Raw genomic sequence first — 19,916 nt, forward strand, 5'->3', positions numbered from 1 at the left:
AAATTTAAATTATTTATTCAATGGTTGATCCGCAATGCTTACATTTTCGAGCATCGAATCGAATATATTCACGGCAGTCAGGACATTGCTTTTGTTCAACTCCATTGTCGTCTATCTTTAACCGTTGTCCAGCGTTATAAGAAAAACCATCATTTGCAACAAGTTTAGTTTTTGATGCGGATTGTTTTTTATGAAGCTGTACATGCTCTTCTGGTAAAGCTTTAACAACTTTTGGGACTGGTCGATATAATTGTACCTGGTTACTACCACAGGCACTACACACTTTACCACCAGACCTCCGCCAGATTTCGTAGATAACACCAGGCAAAAATCCAATACAAAGCAGGATAATTGTTATAAAAAAACTACCCTTTGTTTTCGGCTCTCCCACATGACCGCATGCAATACACTCTACTGTTGCCATTCTCATGCCCTTATTTTGAGATATTTTTTAGCATCTTAACCGACTGGTCTAAATTATCGCAATGTGAAAGAACATCCTTGTTCACTTATATCTCTTTATTCTATGCACTTATGTTCATATCCATCAGGTATTTCTCTGCCTGTGCATGAGTAATCGAGATCAAACTGCATCTACAGCCTTCTTGCGGTCTGCTCCAATGCTCAACAGCCTGTTCCTGAAACTCCTTATCAAGAATATTAAATACTTTGCTACTGAAACTCTTACAAGTTTCCGGGGTATGGTCATCAATAATGGGGGCCCATAATAAGTAGCTCGAATTCTTATCCTTGCTATGCTCATAAATATCTTTAACGACCAGACAGTTAAAAACAAACATCTGTCTATTTGCAAACCAAGAGCGATAGTCACGACTGTTTTCCAGAAGTGTCCAGTTCACATGAGGTCGAATATGATCAGGGACTAAAGCAATATATCTTTCAGCAAATTTCTTGAATAAAATTCTATTGCTTTTAAGCTTCTCATTATCAAGATGACTCAGGAGGTCTAGTATCTCATGCTTAAAAAACTTTGAGTCGGCACCGCATGCCACACCCATATTTATCAACTCTCTCTGCTCGTCACTGCTGAATGAGTTAAACCATTTCTTATATGCTGCTCTACTTTCCGCTGTTAATACTCTTTTCATGATTAAGCTCAAGTGCACTTTTATAATACCGACCATTCTAATCGGAAATGGTAAATTTAATTATGTGAAAATGTTACATAATTCACACTATTTCTTCTTTTAGCTCATCAAGAAACTTCTTTAGTTCTTTAGCAGATGCATGCTGAGCGGATCTCACTACACTGGTCAGGGCTGCAAGCTTATTCCGGTAATCCTTTTGGGCTGATTTTAAATACTCACTGTAAGCACCATAAGTCATATTCATAATTTCGGTATGAGTATGGCCAGCACTGATCAGTAGCTGGAATGAGTCAAACCAGGTGGAATCATTGTCTTTTACTACCTGCTTTTTATTACGGCGTTTAGGCTGGTCTTCTTTAAAATAAGCGCCGTTCACCTGTAGTACTGCTGATAAAACTTCTTTAAATTGCTGTTCCGATGTCGTGGCCAGATCAATCAAACTGGTTGCTGGAAGCTTGGTGGCCAGACTGCATATACCCAGCACTTCAATTGAATGAGCCTTAAAAAGTTGAGTTAAAATTTCATCTGAATAATCTTTTCCCTTTAAGAAGCCTTTTACCTTTTCGACATGTACCGCCCATTGGTCAAAATCTTTCATCTGGATCTGGTGAACTTCAACATCATTCACTGTGATAGAGCGATTAGCTGCTAGAAAAAAATCATTCATGATGGAATCTCAAAATAAAGTTCAGGAAATAAAAAAGCACCCGAAGGTGCTTTTATTCATTTAATACTATGTTTATCTCTCAGGTTTAAGGCTTAACCTCAGTAACATTGATAGGCTGATCCTTAATTAGTTCTAGAATACCTTCACCATTTTTAAAGTGGATTGATACCCCTTGGCTATTTGCTAAGCGGAGCCCGCTTGCTGATACGGCTCGTTTAAGTCGATAAGTTTTACCTGACTGATCACTTAGTTCTGCCGTTTCAAAGTTATCTGTAGTTCTAAGGATATATGTTTGATTATTTGGTCCAATAAACTTTAGTAATTGCTGTTCTTCAGTAACATTGATGATCTGTTTGGGCTTTAAATTTTCTGAGGATTCGTCTGTAGTAGGATTTTTAGAAGCCTTAGCCATATTAGAATTACACCCCATTAGAAATATACCTGCTGCTAGCGCCAAGAAGAGATATTTCATACATATGTTCTCCATTTTTAATTTTTGAATTCAATATAGATGCCTAATGGTGCCCATCTTAAAAGTAAAACATCAAAACATCTGTTAATTTTTGATAATTATTCTCATTATCAGGAAACTATAGAACAGATAAAATCAATATTTCACCCTATCCTTCTGAATATAGTAGCCCAATGTAACATTCATCTGTATCGCTTTAATATCTCTTGCAATTTAAACTCTATCTGTGAATCGCTCAACTTAGGTAACTTTATCAGTTTCTCTATATCATCCTGAACTTCGTAAACAAAATAAAGCGTGGACCCCTTATCGTATTTGATTACTAATCCATTGCCCTGTAAATTTCTTATTCTTTCATTTACCTCTGGTTGTTCACCTGCCAAAACCAAAGTGTAAAAAGAACCCTTTTTTGATAAGAAAAAGGCAAACTTGGTCAAGGCCATTGCGTGCAGATAAAAATCTTGCACTTCCTGATATAGCGCTGGTGTCATTTAATAAATCCAATCAACACTGAAGGTCAGTTTTTACCTTTAAAAACCGTACCATACAGGTTAATAAAATACTTTTTATCCACCCAAAAGAAAAGATATCCAAAGGTATTAAGCAATAAACAGGCACAAAAAAAGACGCTTATGCGCCCCTGTGCCTGTATTTTGGATTTAGTTACTCAGATTTAATATCAAGCTGCTACATTAAAACGATCAATGTGGCCAAACATGCTAAGTTCAGCATCATTTACCTTGGTAATGTCAGCCAGACATTCGCCCTCAATATCGTAACTAGAGAAATCTTCATTGATCAGATCAAATTCTGTCTCCGGTGAGAACTCCACACGCCATAAGGTTACGGCAACCTTATCCCCTTTATAGGTATCAACACCTTTAAAGAAGAAGCGGTATTCATTGCCGATATCGTTTGCAATCGCAGTACGCGTTAATTTTCCGGCTTTACCTGACCACTTAACGTCACCAGTCGGTGCAATATTAAAAATCACTGTACCGAATGCCGAATCGAGTACATAGGTACTGGTATCAATATCTGTATCAGCGCCGTCTTTAAACTTAATTTCTGACAGATTACGCTCACCCAGATCAATCATGGTCCCAGCTTCAACAGTACCTAGTGAGCGATCAGCGATAGTGCTTGCAGATATTTCAGTAACTTTACCACTCATCACCATGGCAAGGTTTTGCTTGGTTACCTCTTCCAAGGTACCGCTTACGGATACTCCTGTCTGCTTGCGTAGTACAGCATCTTTCGTACGAAAACCTGTTTTTGACTCATAGTGATCGGTTGAATCCGAAGTAATTTGAAGCTGCAGGGCCGGCATACTTCCTACTGGAAACATACCTGATACTGCACCATTAATAATTTTAGCCAGGAACAGTTCACCCTGTAACGAAATAACATCTGGTTTATTTCCCATCTGCTTTTACCTCTTTTGTAGTTTTTGCTGCAGCTGGTTTCGACTCTTCAGAGGGCTTTTCTACCTCCTTGATCGTACCTGCATCTAATTGCTGTCGGATTTCAGCATCGGTGAGTCCACCCACGAAATCCCCTTTTTTGAAACGCCCTAATGGTTGTTGGGCTATATATTGTTTTGCTGCCATGATTGGCTCCTAGATAAATCGTTCTGATTCAAATACTGCTGTGAGATATGCAAAACCTGTACTGAAGGCTTCTTTCACATCAACCAGCATCAATTCCCCACGTGCCGAGGCTGGCTTCCAGCCTGAGAGCAACTGAATAACATCTTCAAGAAGATTACCCGCCTGATCTGTTACCGCTGAACCATCTATAGACTGTGAACGGGCATTCTTACAGGCCACGGTGACCGCCCACTGCTGGCTGATCATGTTCATTTTTCCCTTGCCCGCACTATCCTTAGGACGAACCCGCACGAAGTTGACGTGAGCTGATGGGGTTACCTGAGACATTTCAGTCACCAGTACAGAGTTCAACGGCGTATAGATCTGCTTGAAATCCGGAATCTCCTTGAGCTTCTCGGCAATTTCTCCACGTACTGCAAAAAAGTCAGACACCTATATGCCTCCCGATAATATTAAGGATCTCTTCATCATCATCCTGATTGATGCCCAGAAAGGTACGAGAAGGGATATTGACCTGTTTCACTTTCCTGAACTGGCCACCCACCGCAAAGGTTAAGTACTCCGCCGTTTTAGGCAGAATGGTTGCACCAAAATGAAAAACATGGGCGTACATTTTGTTTGAACCCCACTCAACACCATCAGGGCGCAGGTTATAGTGCAATTCATTCATTAATTCACCCGTATCACGGCCTGTTTGACCATTTTGCGTTCGGGCTCGCCATGACTGTTTCCATGGGTTACCGTCTACATCATGCTGGCCAATAAACCGTTCTTGAGTGGAGTGAACCCCATAGCCACCAATCTCGACAAATATATCCTCCTTTCTGCTGTCGAAATCGGCCATATGCTGCAGTACTGCCATTACGGCAGATTCATTGTCAGGACGAATTGTTATAGCAAAAGCCATACCTCCTCCTTATTTAAATGAAGGCATCTTGTCTAGCGTTTCATCACCAAACACGCCTCCTACATAACTGGTTCCGATGGGCATTGTGGTAGGCCGGCCCTTGGGCTGATCATCTATAATTTCATTGGTTGCGGTCTGAATCTGTAGATGTGCTTTCTCGTCTTGTACCCGTTCAAGAAATTTAATCGCATCCTTATAACGGTTACGTACTTCTTCAGTGGGTTGCTGGTAATAAAGCCGGTAACGGGCAATATCACAGGCCATGCGGTTCAGATTACTGGGCACATTGGGAAGAGGTAGAGGATAACGGCCACCGATATAGCCGTTAATCTCTTCTGCCGCATCCTGAAGTGCTTCATTGATAGTAGCGGCTGCATCTGCATGCATCAGCTTTAACTCTTCAATGTCATTAGCAAACCGCTTCACCATGTCTGCTTCTGTTGCGTACATAGATCACCTTACTTGGCTGTATCAGCACCCTGTTCAGCTGGCTTGTCACTGGTCTTAGACTTAGATGCTGGCTTGGCCTTTTCAAGCTCAGCCACTTTTGCCTTAAGTTCAGCAATTTCCTGCTCAGCCTTGGCTTTATCAGCAGCAGCGGTCTGATTGGCTTCAGTTAAAGTAGTATTTGCTGCTGTCAGCTCTGTATTAGCCTTTTCAAGCTCAGCTAAACGTGCAGCGGCACTATCTGCTTTAGGCTCTTCCGGCTCCTGATATTCTTCAATAGCCCCAGATGCTAAAAGGGCCTGAATACGTTTTGCTTCAAGCCCTTTGATTTCATCACCTGGCATAAAATGCCCGATGGATTGTTTTGCTATGTACTTCGGCATTTAAGCCTCCTTATAGAGTAATGAAGCCGGTCCCACCAACTACGCCGTTCTTATTCGATGGAATGACCAGTGGAGCAGATTCGGTCATCAGCATAATGCCGCTTGGATCTTCACAGTACCATTGACGGTCAAAGTACTGCTGAGCCACACCATTGGCCAGCATATTTTTAATCTTACAATGAGCCACCGAGCCATTGGTATCCGAGATCAGACTGAAATAGTCTTTCTCAATGAAACGGTTCACCTTACCCTTATGACGGTAGGTTGCATCGTAAACCCAGAATTCAATTCCATCAAAAGTGCCTTTCAATGTAGCAGTCTCACTTACGCCAAAGCTTGGTGTAACTGGTACAGAGATTCCAGCATAAGGCTTGATGAATTCATCCTTGAATTCTGAATTATTCCATAGAGCTGCCCAAACCGAACCCGACATGATAGCAAGCTTAGCTTCACCACCATCAGCGGCCAGTTGACGCTCTAGCATACGTTTAATGTCATCAACAGGCTTTGCTCCAGCTTCATTCCAAGGTATTGCAGGAGTGAAAAGCAGAGATGCATCACGACGGTAATCCACCAGGTTGTACTCATAATCATCTGAATGCAGCAGGTATTGACCATTTTTTAGAAGATTAATGGCCATCATCAAAACCGAGTTATCAATCGCATCATGGTTCCGTTTCATAACAGCGATTTGAGCAATTACCATTTTCTCCTGGTCAGAGAGCTGCTGGTTACCGGTAGAGATAATGCCAGCTGTACGCAGACGCTCCAGCAAAGCAAGCTCAAAGGTTTCTGCAGGTGTTACCTGATTTTTAGGTTTGTAGTAAGCCGGTTTCACATGGCGTACTTCACCGGATTGATCAGTATCAAAAGGTTTACCAGGTTGCTGTGGCGATACCAGTGGTGCCAAGTCGTGTTCAGCTGTTACTTCAGCTAGTGGTACGTAATCCCGAGCGAATATCGGGCGGTTTGGAAACAGGCGGTCCAGCAGCCATGTATCCATCGGACGGAAGTTGTTATGAATGAGAGTAAGCTCACCCACATCAAGAAGTTCAAGCGGAGTACCGTCAATATTAAAAGACTGTGGCATGTTGATTACACCTTAGAAAGTTCGATTTTGTTTTTGGTTGCTTTGGCGCGGACAGCATCATATTTCGCCTTGTCCAGCAACGCCCCATTTAAAGACACGGCCTCAACGTTAAATACGCCGCCGTAGTACATTGGAATTTCTATCCCTTCAGCCGCTTTAATAGTTGCTTCGGCTGCGGTAACGTTCTGGCCACAGATCACATCCCAGGATGATTCATCTGTAGCATGAGTCAGTACATTGTCATCAGATAATGTCAGTAGATCGCCGTAATTGTAGGCGGTACCGGCCGTTACCTTGGCATTGGCACGGCGCAGCTTTTCATTGTCGAGTACCAGTTTACGTGTAGTAAGTGATACCGGTGGAATATAGTGAATAGGCATGAATTATTTCCCCTTGTTTTGTTCAGCGAAGGCTTTTGCACCTGCTGTGAATTGATGCTCCTGGTTACCGCCCGATCCGCCTTGTCCTTGCCCACCTTGGCCACCAGTAGCCTGATGATTGAACAGGTAGTTCAGTGCAGGATTTACACTTGGTGTTTGTTGTTGCTGCTGGCCAGCTGGTGGCTGCTGCCCACCCGCCGAAAACTGTCGAAGCTGCTTTGCAGTAAAGGCAAAGACGGTATCATCCATATTGGTATAAGCCGTTTTGTCTTCAGCACTGAACTGTGTTTTCAGCTCAGTTTCTAAAGCTGCAATCTCATCAGCACGTTTCTGTGCTTTAAACTGTTTCAGCTCTTCTAGCGCATCATCACGCTCCTTTTCTGCCTGCTGTTTGGCCTGTTGTGCTTTTTCTAGTTCGGTCACGTCTGTATCCTCTTCTGGTAGTTGATTGGAGTTAGGTTTGCCTGAGAAGGCTTTGATTGATGTATTCCGATCAGCACCGGTAGAGCAGATCGTGAATTCACGAATACGGTTGTTACGAAAAACGGCGATAGGTCCGGTAAATGACTGACCATTAACCACAACGGTCTGGCCTGTATTTACCTCTTCAACTGAACCCGGATCAATAAACATGGACATTTGAAATGGAAACTCGTCATCAGAGTCCTGGACAATCTCCTTGGCCCGTTCATTAGTCAGGAAGTGTCCTTCTACATCGATCTTTCCATTGGTATCGACTTTTTTAACTACACCAATACGATTAGAGCCGAAGTGCTCTTCCAGCAATGCAGTAGGTGAATCAATTTCGATACCCTCAAGATCAAAGACCACACCAGTACGGCCCCAATACCAGTGACCATCTACACGTCCACCGCTATACGCCGTACCTCTAAATGTACGCTTTTCTCCCTCTTTGGCCTGAGGTACCTCAATGGCTGATGTATTAAATAGAAACTTTAGCCGTTCTTCATTTGGATCTGGCATTTTTCATGCTCCATAAAAAAACCACCCCTGATGGAGTGGCTCAAATTAATTTCCTAAGTTTAGTTAGTTAAGGCTTTCAGTGTATAAATCATCTGGCCATTTACTATTTCACTTGAAACCACCTGAAAAGATAGGCCTAAGGGAAACAGTACGCCTTGCCCTGCATTTAGCTTTTCCAGATCAATACCTAAACCTTTAGCATTCTCAATCTGAATCACGATGTTTGAGCTAGAACCTGCAAGTATTAACGGCGCATCCAGTGTAATGACCTTACCTACCTCCAATGATGCAGCGCGGTTTAGTGAAGCTGATCCGGTCACTGTAGTTGCACTATTTGATGCTACTGCCTGTAGCCTGCCTAAATCCTCCTTCAGCCAGCGTTCAAGTACTTCCTCAGCCAGAGTGACAGGTGGCTGCTTTAACTGCGCCGTAAGAGCTGAATCATTGCCCTGTACATAATCCAGGAAAGTCTTAATTGTACTTGGACGTATTTCCGGATCTAAAGGTAAAACTGTCTCAACAATAGTTTCAAATAGATCACGGCTCTGCTCATCCATTGGAGCAAATAAACTGGCCAGCTTTTTACTTGCCGTCCATTCAGCCTTGATGACCTCTTTCTGCTCCAGCAAAAACGCTTTATCCAGGTCAGAATCCAGGATCTTCTGATCTACCAGACCAGATAAATCGCCATAGGTCATTGGACTAGTACTCCATCCCATTTCCTCAGCCACTTCCGGTAGCTGATCATCTGGCGTAATACCATATTTCAATGCCTGCTTCTCGGTTAAGGCAATCACTGTACAGCGACACATAAAGGACCACGGCGGGTAATACATGAGCCAGAACGGATCATCGATATGACGGATAATCCGGTTCAATGCCAGATGACTTGGACGGACCCGGCTATCATCGATAGCTGAATACATCAGGTATGGTCGTTTGTCTCTATTGCGTTGCTGCTGTTGCCAGCGTCCATGACTATACGCCGTCTGAATATTGGTCCTAAAAACATTCTTGAGATAAGGCTCACTGAGCTTGATCTCATTTTCAGCGACCAGTTTCTTAAAGTCCTCAAATGTCGAGCCATCTGCAATAGCCTTGTTTACAGCGGCTATCACAGTCTGGATCTGTTCTATGCTCGATAAAAAACTGACCGTGGTGGCCAGTTGTCGTGTCTTGAGATCCAGAGAGTAAAACTCATCAGGCAATACGATTTTACGAGACCGGGCAAACTGTAAGGCCTCTAAGAATGTGACTGGCTTCATTTCCCCTCACTTGCTGTTATATACCCCAGCACATCACCTGCATATAAAGCCCGTTCCAGATTCGCCGTGAACTGCGACTGATTGGCTTCAGGCATAAGCTGTATCAGATGAAAGGCCAGTTCTTCTGGTGTTTCACTCTTCTGCAAAAGCTCATTTACCTGGGCATTATTTAAGAGTTCGATATTGCGCTGTGCATCAGTCAGCTCTTCTACTTCCTGCTGCTCAGGTGATAGCTTTCTGGTAGTTGCTGCAAAGCTAAAGGCTTTATGGGGTAGTGCATTGAATTGAACATTCTGCCCTACCGGTAAAGCTAAAGGCTCCTGAAGATCACCTGGATGCAAACCATATTCACGTTCAAAGTACTGACCACTAAAGTGAGCACCTGCTGTTTTAAGCTTGGCATCACGTTCAGCCTGATCACCTTTAAGCGGCTTGTCTTCAAGAATGACTATGGTGTGTCGTTGCCATTGGTTAATATCACAGAGTGCATTCAAAATAGCTTGGACAGTCGGGGTAATCATTCTCAGATCAGCTTTGAACTTATCATCCTGGACTTCCTTGTGAACCTTGCCCAGTGCCATAGAGCCGGCACCATCAGTACCACTGGTCAGTGTCTGACCCAAGATCACCTTCTGGATACGGCGCTCCAGGTTCTTGTCAAAAGTTTCATAGGCTCCACTACCGTTACCATTGCCATTACCCGTCCCTTGCACCGTAATTTCATCCTGATTTGAAATCGCAATGACTGAGCTTGCATGAGCATTGAGTAGTGCGCTTTTCATCGCCTCATTTTGTCCAGTCGCAGATTTACCAACCAGTATCGGCATACCAAACTTTTCAACAAACTTCGCCCAGAACTTAAAGCCGTTATTTTTAAAGAACCACACCCAATACAAACGGCTTAATAATGCCTCACCATAAGGTTGCTCATAAGTCGGCTTGCATCGAGTCAAGAAGTGCTTGAAGCGTTGGTCTACTTCCTGATCCTGACGGATCTTGTTGTAGTTGGCCAACAGTAATAAACGGCCATCATTCTTTGGCTCATACCATTGCAGCGGTTTCTCGCCAATCCAGTTAAACCCAATGAACGGCGTGATGGCATCGCCATCAATATGCAGATTCGGCGTTTCCGGTTTGTTATAGATTGCTTCTAAAACCGAGTAGCCATACCAACGGGCGTTCTGTGCACCAATGATAATTTCAGACCACCATTCACGCAGATGCTCAGTCAGGATTTTTGCTGCTGAAGTATCAGCAGGTTCAATACGAAACGGCGCACTTTCCAGTTTATCCTGGCGTTTCTCAATACACTGGTATATCTCGTCATCGTACATCATGACTTTCAGCCGGTGACGGGTGACACCTGCCTTACGCAGAACCTCATCGCCGTCAGGCATCTTGGTCAGATAGTTGATGAGAGCAAGTTCAGCCTCATGAGAGTACATACCACCTGAAACCGGTTTTGAACTCTCAGGCTGTTTGACATTCGCCTTTTTACTTTTTTTAGCCATAATAAAACCTATGAAGCCGGTGGGCTGTAATTCAACATTAAAACTGCATCTTCAATGGCATCGATCAGGGTGTCCACCTGGTCGTCATGATCATGGGTAAAGGCGGCATTGAATGCTTCACACTCTTCAAAGAAGTCGCCAACCCAATGAGCATTCTTGGGAACCATCACAAAACGATCTTCAGGCTTATCCTTATAATTCGCCTCAAGATGAACCTGTACATCCATAAAGCGAGAGAGCTTGTCGATATTTCGCTGTACTGGTATTACAGCAACACCAGAGTAAGTCCCGAGTGTCTGGATCAATTGGGTACCTGAGGCCTTGTCCTCTACCTTCATGTAACGAATAGGTTTGGTGTGCCAGATATATTCCTTATGCTTATCCAGAAAGGCTTTTGCCTGACGGTTAAGATCTGGGGCTTCCCATTTACCACGCAAGAGATCCAGCAAATACAGCTTGCCATCTATCCCCATACCCACCAGCAGAAATACCGAGTAGTCGTTATGCTCTTTAACTTTCTGGGCTGTATCGACTAGAACGGCGCGCCACTTTAATTCTGGTATATCTGTATAGAATCCAAACCATTCAGACTTAATCAGGTCTCCACCCAATTTCTTAGGCTGCTGCATGTACTGGCTTGAGAAGGTGTAGCGGGAAACTGTTGCCCCTTCCTTATCCTTACCGCCCTTTTCAAGCTGTAATAAAGATTGAAGTGACTCTTTCTTTGGCCAGTAGCTTTGACGGCCCTTTTCATCACGCTCAGCATCTCGTGGTACCAGCTTTTGAATATGCTCTGGCAAGGTACCAATATAAGCATCATCAATCAGTGCCGGGATAGAAATCTGTGTCCACTCACCTGGTAAATTTCCTGTCATGACAAAGTTAGTCGGATCTTCAGTATGAAGCCGCTGCATGATCATGATGATTGGGGTGTCAGACTTGGCCTTACGTGAGTTCACGGTATTGAGTAGCTTTCGATTCGCGGCATCTCGCTTGATCTTACTAAAGGCATCCTCAGGCTTTAACGGGTCATCAATGATGATACAGCCAGTAAAGCCATCGTCTGCCAAGGTTCCTGCTCGCCGCCCTGTGACCTGTCCACCCATGGAAGCTACATACACATGACCAACGTCATAATCCTCAACTGTAATTTTCCACTCTTTCTTGGAGTCGGTGCTGTTTGAGACTGATAAATCCCACATCTGGCGAAAGTCTTTTGACTTCACAATGTCACGCGCCGTATCCGATACGCCTTCAACCAGTGATTGCGAGAATGAAAGATAAAGAAACCGTGAACGAGCATTTAATGCTAAACCACGTGGGATCAGGTTCGTGGTCAGCTCAGTCTTACCGGCGCCGGGTGGAACGTTGATCACCACGTTTGCAATCTCACCCGCTATAACCTGATCAATGATCCATGAGATATAGACGTGATGCCAGTTCACCGTAAACTTAAAGCCCATACGGGGCTTGAAGAAACGCCGTGTGAAATATAAATGCTCATCTTCACACAGCTTCTTTTCAACCCGTGCTTGCAGATCCATTTAATATTCCTCTTGGGCCTTCCTTACTGCTTCAGCTACCTGTTCATCTGTAGCCTGAGTCACTGTGGTTTGAGTGACTTCACTGGTGACTTCAGTTTTATTAGTAAACTGTCCCCCAACATCTTTTGCAGCCTGTTCGAGAATCTTAAGAATTGTTTTGGCATTCTTGGTCTTCTCCAGTTGCTTTTGATACTGTTTAAGACGGTAGTACTTACTCGCAATTGGAATATCAATCAGACCCTCATCAAACTTTTGGCGAGTATCATTGAATAGCTGAACATACTTCTTGCTTAAGTTACGCCCAGCCACTTTAGTCGGGTCATAAGATGAGCACTGCATCCGGTCAATTTCAATATCAAACTCCTGTTTTACCAAGTCCGCTACTTCTTGAGGTGTATCACGGCATGCAAGAGCTTGAACTATAAATATTTTTACAGGCTCTTTTAGGGTTGCCATAATCACCTCTTTGTATGACTACGTATGACAAGGCAGGCAAAAAAAAGAGCCCTTAGGCTCAATTGATCACACACGTTCCACAACACGCAGCAATATTAGTTTCAGAAACAAACGGCGCATTCTTCGCGATTTCCAGTAAACGCTTAACTGACTCATCAGCTCCCCAGCGTTTAGTCTCACCAAAGAATACTTCTACATCGTGGCCAGCAAGATAATGCTTTGGTAAGCCGGTCATATCGCTATAAATGATTTCGCCATCCGAATCACGTTCAACACCGATGTGATAAAGCTCATGCTCAATCAAACGGCAGAACTCCCGATCATTAGAGTTTTCGCAAAAGCTTGCGTCTACTGTAATGAGATAAACAGGTACATAGCCGAACCAGTCCCGCATCTGTTGTTCCTGTCTAGCCTTCTTCCAGCCACCTTGGTTAAACATCACCTTTTCACATTGGCCCAGTACCATACGTTTTTTCGCTATTGCCGCAGATGAAGCCCAAGCAAATGCCAGGAAGGTTTCATCATCATGAAGCAGCTCAGCGATATGATCATGATCCGGATTGTGCAGCTGGCCACCCAAGGTTAAAAAGTTTTTAAGCACCCATTCTTTTAATTCAACGGCGGGTGACAGCCGGATTGCTTCCTCTTCCTCTGCCTGATCAATCAGATCCGGCGGTGGGAATGGTCTGAACTGTTCTATCATTCATTCGCTCCAGTTCTTTTTTAATCCAGTTAATGACATAGCCTGAAAGTATTGAATCAGGATGAAAACGTTCGAACGCATAACCTAGTTCTTCTGCATGATCATAACGGTCCATGCTCCATGCTTTATTGGCCAGCTTACCCCTGCGTCCACCAGACCAAGGTCCACCCTCAATCTCAATTAGCAATCGCAGCTTTACAATATGAAAATCAAATCGCCAGTGCTTAGTGGTTTTAAACTGAAACTTTCGCTCATACCCAATTGAGTGTTCTTCTAGTTCTTGAAAAAGGGTTTCTTCAGCTTCGAGATATTTTTGAGTTGCCTTGGGTAATGGCTTTGCTCTTGGTACCTTTTTTAATGGCTTCTTTTTGGTTAGAACTTTGTATTGGTCTATATCCATAACTTACACCCATAAAAAAACCACCCGTAGGTGGCTTAAAACTATTGTTCAGTTATTTAGGTGTTATAAGCACCACCAATAAGTTATCTTCTTCTAGCCAGTCAAACTCATACCCTTTAGCATCATAGTAAATTTCCAGTTTCTCTACTACTCCAGGCTCAATATCAGAATATTTCTCTTCAAAACTTATAGCCGTGTTTTTATTTACTTCCAGCTTATTATTGATACTAGAGATTAATCTTTCATAAGTAATTCTATAATTAGACATGATAAAAACTTCTTAATTTTTCGGCAAACACCTAGCTATATCAGAGCCCTAGCAAAATAAATATAGTATAAATGTCTAAGTAATTTTAATTAATTTAATCAAATAGATTGCATAAGTTATTTTAAAAAATCTAGGATTTGATCTGTAGTTATGAGAATAAATTTTAAAAGATCTCATAAGGTGTTTAGAGCTTATGAGATCTTCAATAATAAAGTTAATTCCTTTCATACTTTCAGTTCACCCATTATCCTTAAGCCACTTGGGCTTCATCCAGAATAAGCTGAACCGCACTCTTTAACTTTATTTCCAAATCAGGATCTGCCTTATTCATGCGCCACTCATGCCTGGGAGTAGGATTATTTCCGGCATATCCTATATCTGAAAACAAATATACGCATTCATCAGAGAGATGAGCGCTATAAACAACCTCTTTTGAATTACCATGTGTTTTCTCTAACACCTGTAATGTTTTCAGTATATCTGAATCACTCATATTTAAAATCTCTCTCATTAAATAGAAAAGCTCATACTGGGAGTGATATGAGCTTTCGGTAGATGGATATTTAAAGCTAATAAACTAATAATGAAGGGTTAAAAAAACCTGCTTTCATAGAGGTAAAAGCAGGTTAAGGGGTACTACTACACACACTCTTCTATCGGAAGGAAAGTGATAGAATTAATATTAATATAATTTAAAATTCAAATATATGTAGTTGTTTTAATAGCAATAACGATATGCTTAATGTATCTCATGTTGTTTATTTATTAAACATAGCTTGAAATTAAATTAGAGATTTTTAAATAAACAATATAAACAAATTTCTAAAAATCTGTCTCCAACTAAAATCTTATGAATAAAAAAAACCTATCCTCTTAAGGATAGGCTAATGAGGATTTGTATAGAACTAAGTGTATACAAATTCATTAAAACTTTAAGAGCCTTTCTTTCAGGGAGAAAAGACAATTAAAGTAGGTTACCAAAGTACCCTTAAGTAAAAAGGGTCATTTGAATATAGACAAAATATCGAGTTTCTTGAGTAATTTTTTTGGATAATAGAGTTAATAGTATGTATCGTATTCACTCACTAATATTCTTTTATTTGCTAGTTCTTCAAGCATGTTCTTATTCTCTGATCCAATATATAAAAATAAAACCTGCGGGGCAGGTTTTATTTTTATATATCTTCAAGATTAATTGAATAACTTTTTAAAAAATTAAATAAGCTAACTTAATATTGAAACAGAATAAATCAACTATGGCTTAAGGTATAAAAACTGTCGGGCTGTCGAGATAATAAATCTACAAAGTCAGGAATAGTTTCATTAGTCAACAAATAGGGATTAAAGCTCTCTTTATGCTTATCCATAAAGAAATTTATAACATCTTTATGATAGCTCGCATATTTCATATGCCATTTGGAGAACATTCGTTCATCAATATTTTCTAAGAACAGTACTTCACATTCTTCATGACGTGGATCTTTAAGAATCTTCTGAAAATAAAGATGTTCAACTTTTTTCCTCTCCCCTTCAAGGCATTGGACAAAGTAGCCATTGCCGTAATAGAGAGCACCATAAATCTTATGAGGCGTATTAAAGTTTAATGCTTCAGTAAGAATGTTGAACAGCTCATTCATAGGGTTGGCACAATCTTTTAGCTTACTTACATACAACAATCTTACATCTTCCACATTAACCTCCTGACCTAACTAAATAGTAACCACATAAAAATCGTAAAAAAACATTTTAAAATTTTTGTAAGTAATTACTTATAGCTGCAAGGTGTTTAGTTTGTGATGTAAGGTCCCTAAAGATAAAATTTTCATTTATCCAAGTCAGCTTTGTTGAAAATGCAATAGGTAACGCAATTGAGTTAAACCAAAGAATGATTTAAGACTCAAAGAAGATATATCCCCGAAATTTAAGCGCAATATTAGTTCAAACAATTAGTTAAAGATACTAGTGATAAAGACTAATTTGTAATCAATGCAAATAGAACTCATTTTAATCAAGATCAATACAGATAAACAGTAATTCGCCCCCTTTCTTTCTAACCACATGAAGCGTCAATGATCTTGTTGGTATTTGAAGCCTTAATAACTGTAATCCGGTTTGGTCGATAATCTTCTGTAACAGCCTCACCTACTCTTGCATAGCGAAGTATCTCTGAATTGGTCATCTTTTTGATTTCCTGATCACTTAAATCAGTTCTCCCTACAAGCTCTTTGGCCCGAAGTGGCAAACACTCATGGAGTGTATCTTCTGCTTGTTTATCTGTTTTTTGTTCAGATACGTGATCAATATCTGACTGATAATTTGAACATGCACAGAGAACCGTCAGTAAAAATCCTGAAGCAATAAATTTTTTCATATTTTGGAACTTCACGGTGGGTATTTAGTAAATAGTGAATCATCAATCTGCTTTTAGCTGTTGTGTTCTCTTATGCACTTTTTTATAAAAGTTATCAGATCTAGCTTTTACTGAAGAGTTCTTTCTTTTAAAGTAGTTCACAATATCTTGATAGCCTTCCTCTTTTTCATCCGCTAGAGGAAAGGTTTTTTCTTTTTGTGTAAATATAGTTTCAATCAGGTTTACATACCAATCAATAAAACTTTGGGTAAGTTCCCGATCAGGGATCACGCTAAAATCCACCTTTCTTTTTACCCCCCATTTTTCTATGGGTTTTAGATTTTTTAAATACATGCTATTGAAAGGAACTTTGATAGTCTTATTTTTAGTTTTAGCTTCCAGCTCAGCCAGCAAGAGATTCAGATCTCTCAAGCCGTTAGAGGTAAAGCCATACTCTCTATATACTTTTAAATAGGTCTCTTTAGCTAATCTTTGATAATTCTTCATTCCATTAACCACAACATTGTTATTATTTTTAAATACTATAAACATCTACTGGCACATCTGACCAGATATTAAAAATTAACTCTTTGTATTCTGAAGGCTCTGCGCCTTCCAGCAAGTAAAAAGACTTAATAGTGCCATCCTTATTGATTTGAACCCTTTTATACAACAGTGTTTCTTTGTCTTGTGCCGTAAATTCTTCAATAAATTTGAGGATCTCTTCCGAGCCTAAATGTGATGGCTCTACCATCTGACCGTTATACATACCGCCGATATAATAAGTTGACTGGGCTGACATAAGAACCTCTCTTAGACTTTGTTGACAGAAGCAAGTCTTAATAAAGGAATACCTGCTTGTTTTAAAAGCATATAAACCTCTTAATAATTTAGCCCAATTAGAGGAAGTGAAAGTATCTTTTGTAATGCCTGAATGTTAAGTTTTTTTAAAATAAAAAAAGCCCACTATTTAGTGAGCTTTTAGAATTTTGCTGTGGTTTTCATTTATACTTCCACCACTATAAAACAAAAATAGCATTTGCCCTGATCAAGGTCAATATAGGCAAAAATAAAACCTCGCCAATAATCTCATATAGCAAGGTTTATTCACCGAAAAAAGGCCGGTTAAATACATATCTTCCAAGTTAACAATTTTTTAAAAACGATAGCCTACCCCGAGATAAGTAATAAGAGGATCAATATCTATCTTGGTTCTTGAATGAATTAACTGTCGTCCTGTATTTGAGTCAAATACATCAATATCTGCATGATTACTTAATTTTGCATAGGATACTGAAGCGACTCCATACCAATTTGAATTTAAGTCATATGTTGCCCCCAAAGTTACTATTGGAGCAATCGCTTGAGTAGTTTCTACTTTTACATATGGATCAGCGCTTGAAAGTTTTCCATCTAACGCTGCTCCAGCTCTATTATCAATGATATTTTGAATCATATGACCCGCATTAATTAAATCAGTTTCTATCTCGGGATTTAATTTAATATCGTTGAAATAGGCATACATTATTCCGGCTCCAATATATGGACGGAATTTGTTTACTCCAGTCTTCCCAAACTGATATTGGACTTCAATCGCCGGTGTCCATGCCCGTACAGATGAAGCTTTATTTTTATTACCCAAATTAGTAATAGGAATATCTTGTTGGAGATCTAATTTTCCCCCTGGAAAAAGTCCGGCTATAATCTCATTTGGACTGGCTTGTCCAGTCATATTCGCGACAATCTCCCCTTTACCTTTGATATCTACCTTAGGTGGTATACCGCCAATTACCTGCAAAGAGACATTGTCGTTCACGTAATAGCTAAATGTCAGGCCTAATGTATCAACATCCTCAGCTTCTAAACCAGTTCCATCGTTCCTCCACTGATCTATGCCTTCAAGTTGTACTGTCCCTGTCGTATTAGCCGATAAGTTTGATGCAGCACTATTAGGGCTTAAGGGATCATTATCTTCCAATAGACCTAATATTTGAGCAACGCTAGGTACTCCAGGCATAACCACTTCAAATGTTTGTCCCAGAAATTCTTGCGTAGGCGTGACTCCATCACTCATTACTGCATTAGGATTAATTGCATCAAGAAAAGACTGTTGAGATATACTGCCGACCCCATAATCAGTCCTTGGTTTTACAGCTGTATTAATATTAAAAGGATTAGCCTTACCCTGAGGCATTACATGCAACCAACCAGCCGATACTGAAAAACGTTTAAATTCTGCATGACTGGCTTGTGAGCTAGCTATAAGAATACCCATCAGAACAGGATTGATCCAACTTTTTGAAACTTTCATATTTATACCTAATTATCTTATTATGAGACATTCCCTATGTCTTAAGCCCTGTTATACGCTTATTTTTTAAAAATTAAACAAAAAACAGATAAAAAGTATTTATATTTCATTTTGTTATTTTTAATATGTAATAGATATTGTCTAACAATAAAATTATTTATATGAATTTAAACAGTAAATTTACATTTATTTATTCTGTTTATTATATAAAATAGCTATAAAAACTTGAGTAACACTTACTATTAATAGTAATAAAAAAGCCCACGTTTCAGTGAGCTTTTCTCATGATTAGATATTAGGAGTTGATTTGAGTATCCACCCAATTAACAAACTTATTTTTATTAGTAAAGTTTGGCATCACCCCTAAGTTAATTATTTCTTTATTGCCAAATTTACCTCTAACGGTACTAGGTGCCTGAACTCTGAATTCTTCAGGAGCCTCTTCATGTAAAGTTCTAAAATACTCTACAGCTTTTGTAAAATCACTTTCATTCCTAAAACCAGGGCGCTCTTGTAAAAAGTCATAAACCTGCTCCAGCGCTGGTAAAAAGTTGTTTCTAGGCATTGTTTTTCTCTAAAGACACAGCTTTTCAAAGGGAGGCTTATTTTGGGTTAATTAAAATAAAAATACTCAATAGTTTCTTAAGCTTTCTGTAAAAATTTTCCCACTTATTTTTAAAATATACTGTAAAAACCAATTTTATACTTCATATAAAGCTCAGCAATCATTAAGCCAGTAATACGTTTCGTATGTAAAAGACACATACCTCACACACCACTCTCACAACTACCTTAGTGTAAGTGGATATAAAAGAGCATGATGAATTTCCTTCACATAATAAAGAAGATTAAAATGTCTAATTTTAAAGATTTTTCCGAAAAAGCTACAAAAGACAATGATACAACTGAGCCTACTCCGGAAATCTCACCGCAGACCCCTGATGAAGTGAAGCAAGATGAAAAGTCTCCTACCCCGAATGAACCACAAAATAAAAATTAAGTAAGATCTTAAACAAAGTTATATAGTAATTCTAAAGTTTATTGGGGTCTGTTGCTAAA

General features: G+C 40.3%; 29 protein-coding genes. 1 reads left to right on the forward strand and 28 read right to left on the reverse strand.

What is annotated here, in order from left to right:
• Positions 1-13 precede the first annotated feature (13 nt).
• From B3R63_RS03835 to B3R63_RS03970, 28 genes are all read right to left on the reverse strand, one after another.
• The gene (locus B3R63_RS03835) at positions 14-424 is read right to left on the reverse strand and encodes a YqaE/Pmp3 family membrane protein (RefSeq protein ID WP_252146063.1); all 411 of its coding nucleotides are present in this window, start codon (positions 422-424) and stop codon (positions 14-16) included.
• Between the two features lie 100 nt (positions 425-524).
• Positions 525-1,109 (reverse strand): hypothetical protein, encoded by a 585-nt coding sequence (locus B3R63_RS03840; protein ID WP_265768610.1) that lies wholly within the window; start codon positions 1,107-1,109, stop codon positions 525-527.
• Between the two features lie 82 nt (positions 1,110-1,191).
• Positions 1,192-1,776: a hypothetical protein gene (locus B3R63_RS03845; RefSeq protein ID WP_265768611.1), complete on the reverse strand. Its 585-nt coding sequence runs from the start codon at positions 1,774-1,776 to the stop codon at positions 1,192-1,194.
• Between the two features lie 85 nt (positions 1,777-1,861).
• Positions 1,862-2,248 carry a hypothetical protein gene (locus B3R63_RS03850; protein WP_265768612.1) on the reverse strand — a complete coding sequence of 129 codons (387 nt, stop codon included), beginning with the start codon at positions 2,246-2,248 and terminating at the stop codon, positions 1,862-1,864.
• A gap of 182 nt (positions 2,249-2,430) precedes the next feature.
• Positions 2,431-2,739 carry a hypothetical protein gene (locus tag B3R63_RS03855; protein ID WP_265768613.1) on the reverse strand — a complete coding sequence of 103 codons (309 nt, stop codon included), beginning with the start codon at positions 2,737-2,739 and terminating at the stop codon, positions 2,431-2,433.
• Between the two features lie 188 nt (positions 2,740-2,927).
• A complete protein-coding gene (locus tag B3R63_RS03860) occupies positions 2,928-3,674 on the reverse strand; it encodes a hypothetical protein (RefSeq protein WP_265768614.1) in 747 nt (248 codons plus the stop codon).
• A complete protein-coding gene (locus B3R63_RS03865; RefSeq protein WP_265768615.1) occupies positions 3,664-3,858 on the reverse strand; it encodes a hypothetical protein in 195 nt (64 codons plus the stop codon). Before B3R63_RS03865 ends, B3R63_RS03860 begins: the two co-directional genes overlap by 11 nt.
• Positions 3,859-3,867: 9 nt before the next feature.
• The gene (locus B3R63_RS03870; protein ID WP_265768616.1) at positions 3,868-4,290 is read right to left on the reverse strand and encodes a phage tail terminator protein; all 423 of its coding nucleotides are present in this window, start codon (positions 4,288-4,290) and stop codon (positions 3,868-3,870) included.
• The gene (locus B3R63_RS03875) at positions 4,283-4,765 is read right to left on the reverse strand and encodes a phage virion morphogenesis protein (RefSeq protein ID WP_286728363.1); all 483 of its coding nucleotides are present in this window, start codon (positions 4,763-4,765) and stop codon (positions 4,283-4,285) included. Before B3R63_RS03875 ends, B3R63_RS03870 begins: the two co-directional genes overlap by 8 nt.
• A gap of 9 nt (positions 4,766-4,774) precedes the next feature.
• Positions 4,775-5,215, reverse strand: a complete 441-nt coding sequence (locus tag B3R63_RS03880; RefSeq protein WP_265768618.1) for a gp436 family protein — start codon at positions 5,213-5,215, stop codon at positions 4,775-4,777.
• Between the two features lie 8 nt (positions 5,216-5,223).
• Positions 5,224-5,595 carry a hypothetical protein gene (locus tag B3R63_RS03885; protein WP_265768619.1) on the reverse strand — a complete coding sequence of 124 codons (372 nt, stop codon included), beginning with the start codon at positions 5,593-5,595 and terminating at the stop codon, positions 5,224-5,226.
• A 10-nt stretch (positions 5,596-5,605) separates the two neighbouring features.
• A complete protein-coding gene (locus B3R63_RS03890; protein WP_265768620.1) occupies positions 5,606-6,685 on the reverse strand; it encodes a major capsid protein in 1,080 nt (359 codons plus the stop codon).
• A gap of 5 nt (positions 6,686-6,690) precedes the next feature.
• On the reverse strand, positions 6,691-7,065 hold the full coding sequence (locus tag B3R63_RS03895; protein ID WP_286728364.1) for a hypothetical protein: 375 nt from the start codon (positions 7,063-7,065) through the stop codon (positions 6,691-6,693).
• A 3-nt stretch (positions 7,066-7,068) separates the two neighbouring features.
• Positions 7,069-8,049, reverse strand: a complete 981-nt coding sequence (locus B3R63_RS03900; RefSeq protein WP_265768622.1) for a hypothetical protein — start codon at positions 8,047-8,049, stop codon at positions 7,069-7,071.
• 59 nt (positions 8,050-8,108) lie between these two features.
• A complete protein-coding gene (locus tag B3R63_RS03905; protein ID WP_265768623.1) occupies positions 8,109-9,314 on the reverse strand; it encodes a phage minor head protein in 1,206 nt (401 codons plus the stop codon).
• Complete coding sequence (locus B3R63_RS03910) at positions 9,311-10,825, reverse strand: phage portal protein family protein (protein ID WP_265768624.1); 1,515 nt, start codon at positions 10,823-10,825, stop codon at positions 9,311-9,313. Before B3R63_RS03910 ends, B3R63_RS03905 begins: the two co-directional genes overlap by 4 nt.
• A gap of 8 nt (positions 10,826-10,833) precedes the next feature.
• On the reverse strand, positions 10,834-12,369 hold the full coding sequence (gene terL / locus B3R63_RS03915; RefSeq protein WP_286728365.1) for a phage terminase large subunit: 1,536 nt from the start codon (positions 12,367-12,369) through the stop codon (positions 10,834-10,836).
• Positions 12,370-12,825: a DUF2280 domain-containing protein gene (locus tag B3R63_RS03920; RefSeq protein WP_101159983.1), complete on the reverse strand. Its 456-nt coding sequence runs from the start codon at positions 12,823-12,825 to the stop codon at positions 12,370-12,372.
• Between the two features lie 58 nt (positions 12,826-12,883).
• Positions 12,884-13,525 (reverse strand): putative metallopeptidase, encoded by a 642-nt coding sequence (locus B3R63_RS03925; protein WP_265768679.1) that lies wholly within the window; start codon positions 13,523-13,525, stop codon positions 12,884-12,886.
• Entirely contained in the window at positions 13,485-13,928 is a 444-nt protein-coding gene (locus tag B3R63_RS03930) for a hypothetical protein (protein WP_265768626.1), read from the reverse strand. The genes B3R63_RS03925 and B3R63_RS03930 overlap by 41 nt, the downstream gene beginning before the upstream one ends.
• Positions 13,929-13,980: 52 nt before the next feature.
• Positions 13,981-14,196, reverse strand: a complete 216-nt coding sequence (locus B3R63_RS03935; protein WP_005019487.1) for a hypothetical protein — start codon at positions 14,194-14,196, stop codon at positions 13,981-13,983.
• 250 nt (positions 14,197-14,446) lie between these two features.
• Complete coding sequence (locus B3R63_RS03940) at positions 14,447-14,689, reverse strand: hypothetical protein (protein ID WP_005019484.1); 243 nt, start codon at positions 14,687-14,689, stop codon at positions 14,447-14,449.
• 757 nt (positions 14,690-15,446) lie between these two features.
• The gene (locus B3R63_RS03945; protein WP_248122952.1) at positions 15,447-15,887 is read right to left on the reverse strand and encodes a BLUF domain-containing protein; all 441 of its coding nucleotides are present in this window, start codon (positions 15,885-15,887) and stop codon (positions 15,447-15,449) included.
• A gap of 359 nt (positions 15,888-16,246) precedes the next feature.
• Entirely contained in the window at positions 16,247-16,567 is a 321-nt protein-coding gene (locus tag B3R63_RS03950; protein ID WP_034675365.1) for an I78 family peptidase inhibitor, read from the reverse strand.
• Positions 16,568-16,609: 42 nt separating this feature from the next.
• Entirely contained in the window at positions 16,610-17,053 is a 444-nt protein-coding gene (locus B3R63_RS03955) for a hypothetical protein (RefSeq protein ID WP_286728366.1), read from the reverse strand.
• Positions 17,054-17,081: 28 nt separating this feature from the next.
• A complete protein-coding gene (locus tag B3R63_RS03960; protein ID WP_248130865.1) occupies positions 17,082-17,348 on the reverse strand; it encodes a hypothetical protein in 267 nt (88 codons plus the stop codon).
• A 354-nt stretch (positions 17,349-17,702) separates the two neighbouring features.
• The gene (locus B3R63_RS03965) at positions 17,703-18,857 is read right to left on the reverse strand and encodes an OmpW/AlkL family protein (protein WP_265768628.1); all 1,155 of its coding nucleotides are present in this window, start codon (positions 18,855-18,857) and stop codon (positions 17,703-17,705) included.
• Between the two features lie 295 nt (positions 18,858-19,152).
• Positions 19,153-19,422, reverse strand: coding sequence for a hypothetical protein (locus tag B3R63_RS03970; RefSeq protein ID WP_248130868.1), 270 nt, complete (start codon positions 19,420-19,422; stop codon positions 19,153-19,155).
• Between the two features lie 288 nt (positions 19,423-19,710).
• Between B3R63_RS03970 and B3R63_RS03975 the strand changes: the two genes are divergently transcribed.
• Positions 19,711-19,857, forward strand: coding sequence for a hypothetical protein (locus tag B3R63_RS03975; RefSeq protein WP_248130869.1), 147 nt, complete (start codon positions 19,711-19,713; stop codon positions 19,855-19,857).
• Positions 19,858-19,916 lie beyond the last annotated feature (59 nt).

The sequence above is a fragment of the Acinetobacter sp. UBA1297 genome (assembly GCF_002307755.1).
Taxonomy (GTDB): Bacteria; Pseudomonadota; Gammaproteobacteria; order Pseudomonadales; family Moraxellaceae; genus Acinetobacter; species Acinetobacter radioresistens.

Excerpts from the sequence above, each read along its gene's own strand:
- B3R63_RS03860 (WP_265768614.1), bottom strand. The coding sequence starts at position 3,674 with ATGGGAAATAAACCAGATGTTATTTCGTTACAGGGTGAACTGTTCCTG.
- B3R63_RS03895 (WP_286728364.1), bottom strand. The coding sequence starts at position 7,065 with ATGCCTATTCACTATATTCCACCGGTATCACTTACTACACGTAAACTG.
- B3R63_RS03940 (WP_005019484.1), bottom strand. The coding sequence starts at position 14,689 with ATGAGTGATTCAGATATACTGAAAACATTACAGGTGTTAGAGAAAACA.
- B3R63_RS03850 (WP_265768612.1), bottom strand. The coding sequence starts at position 2,248 with ATGAAATATCTCTTCTTGGCGCTAGCAGCAGGTATATTTCTAATGGGG.
- B3R63_RS03955 (WP_286728366.1), bottom strand. The coding sequence starts at position 17,053 with ATGAAGAATTATCAAAGATTAGCTAAAGAGACCTATTTAAAAGTATAT.
- B3R63_RS03950 (WP_034675365.1), bottom strand. The coding sequence starts at position 16,567 with ATGAAAAAATTTATTGCTTCAGGATTTTTACTGACGGTTCTCTGTGCA.
- B3R63_RS03920 (WP_101159983.1), bottom strand. The coding sequence starts at position 12,825 with ATGGCAACCCTAAAAGAGCCTGTAAAAATATTTATAGTTCAAGCTCTT.
- B3R63_RS03910 (WP_265768624.1), bottom strand. The coding sequence starts at position 10,825 with ATGGCTAAAAAAAGTAAAAAGGCGAATGTCAAACAGCCTGAGAGTTCA.
- B3R63_RS03865 (WP_265768615.1), bottom strand. The coding sequence starts at position 3,858 with ATGGCAGCAAAACAATATATAGCCCAACAACCATTAGGGCGTTTCAAA.
- B3R63_RS03900 (WP_265768622.1), bottom strand. The coding sequence starts at position 8,049 with ATGCCAGATCCAAATGAAGAACGGCTAAAGTTTCTATTTAATACATCA.
- B3R63_RS03845 (WP_265768611.1), bottom strand. The coding sequence starts at position 1,776 with ATGAATGATTTTTTTCTAGCAGCTAATCGCTCTATCACAGTGAATGAT.
- B3R63_RS03835 (WP_252146063.1), bottom strand. The coding sequence starts at position 424 with ATGGCAACAGTAGAGTGTATTGCATGCGGTCATGTGGGAGAGCCGAAA.
- B3R63_RS03930 (WP_265768626.1), bottom strand. The coding sequence starts at position 13,928 with ATGGATATAGACCAATACAAAGTTCTAACCAAAAAGAAGCCATTAAAA.
- B3R63_RS03885 (WP_265768619.1), bottom strand. The coding sequence starts at position 5,595 with ATGCCGAAGTACATAGCAAAACAATCCATCGGGCATTTTATGCCAGGT.
- B3R63_RS03935 (WP_005019487.1), bottom strand. The coding sequence starts at position 14,196 with ATGTCTAATTATAGAATTACTTATGAAAGATTAATCTCTAGTATCAAT.
- B3R63_RS03905 (WP_265768623.1), bottom strand. The coding sequence starts at position 9,314 with ATGAAGCCAGTCACATTCTTAGAGGCCTTACAGTTTGCCCGGTCTCGT.
- B3R63_RS03840 (WP_265768610.1), bottom strand. The coding sequence starts at position 1,109 with ATGAAAAGAGTATTAACAGCGGAAAGTAGAGCAGCATATAAGAAATGG.
- B3R63_RS03855 (WP_265768613.1), bottom strand. The coding sequence starts at position 2,739 with ATGACACCAGCGCTATATCAGGAAGTGCAAGATTTTTATCTGCACGCA.
- B3R63_RS03970 (WP_248130868.1), bottom strand. The coding sequence starts at position 19,422 with ATGCCTAGAAACAACTTTTTACCAGCGCTGGAGCAGGTTTATGACTTT.
- terL (WP_286728365.1), bottom strand. The coding sequence starts at position 12,369 with ATGGATCTGCAAGCACGGGTTGAAAAGAAGCTGTGTGAAGATGAGCAT.
- B3R63_RS03890 (WP_265768620.1), bottom strand. The coding sequence starts at position 6,685 with ATGCCACAGTCTTTTAATATTGACGGTACTCCGCTTGAACTTCTTGAT.
- B3R63_RS03875 (WP_286728363.1), bottom strand. The coding sequence starts at position 4,765 with ATGGCTTTTGCTATAACAATTCGTCCTGACAATGAATCTGCCGTAATG.
- B3R63_RS03880 (WP_265768618.1), bottom strand. The coding sequence starts at position 5,215 with ATGTACGCAACAGAAGCAGACATGGTGAAGCGGTTTGCTAATGACATT.
- B3R63_RS03975 (WP_248130869.1), top strand. The coding sequence starts at position 19,711 with ATGTCTAATTTTAAAGATTTTTCCGAAAAAGCTACAAAAGACAATGAT.
- B3R63_RS03965 (WP_265768628.1), bottom strand. The coding sequence starts at position 18,857 with ATGAAAGTTTCAAAAAGTTGGATCAATCCTGTTCTGATGGGTATTCTT.
- B3R63_RS03960 (WP_248130865.1), bottom strand. The coding sequence starts at position 17,348 with ATGTCAGCCCAGTCAACTTATTATATCGGCGGTATGTATAACGGTCAG.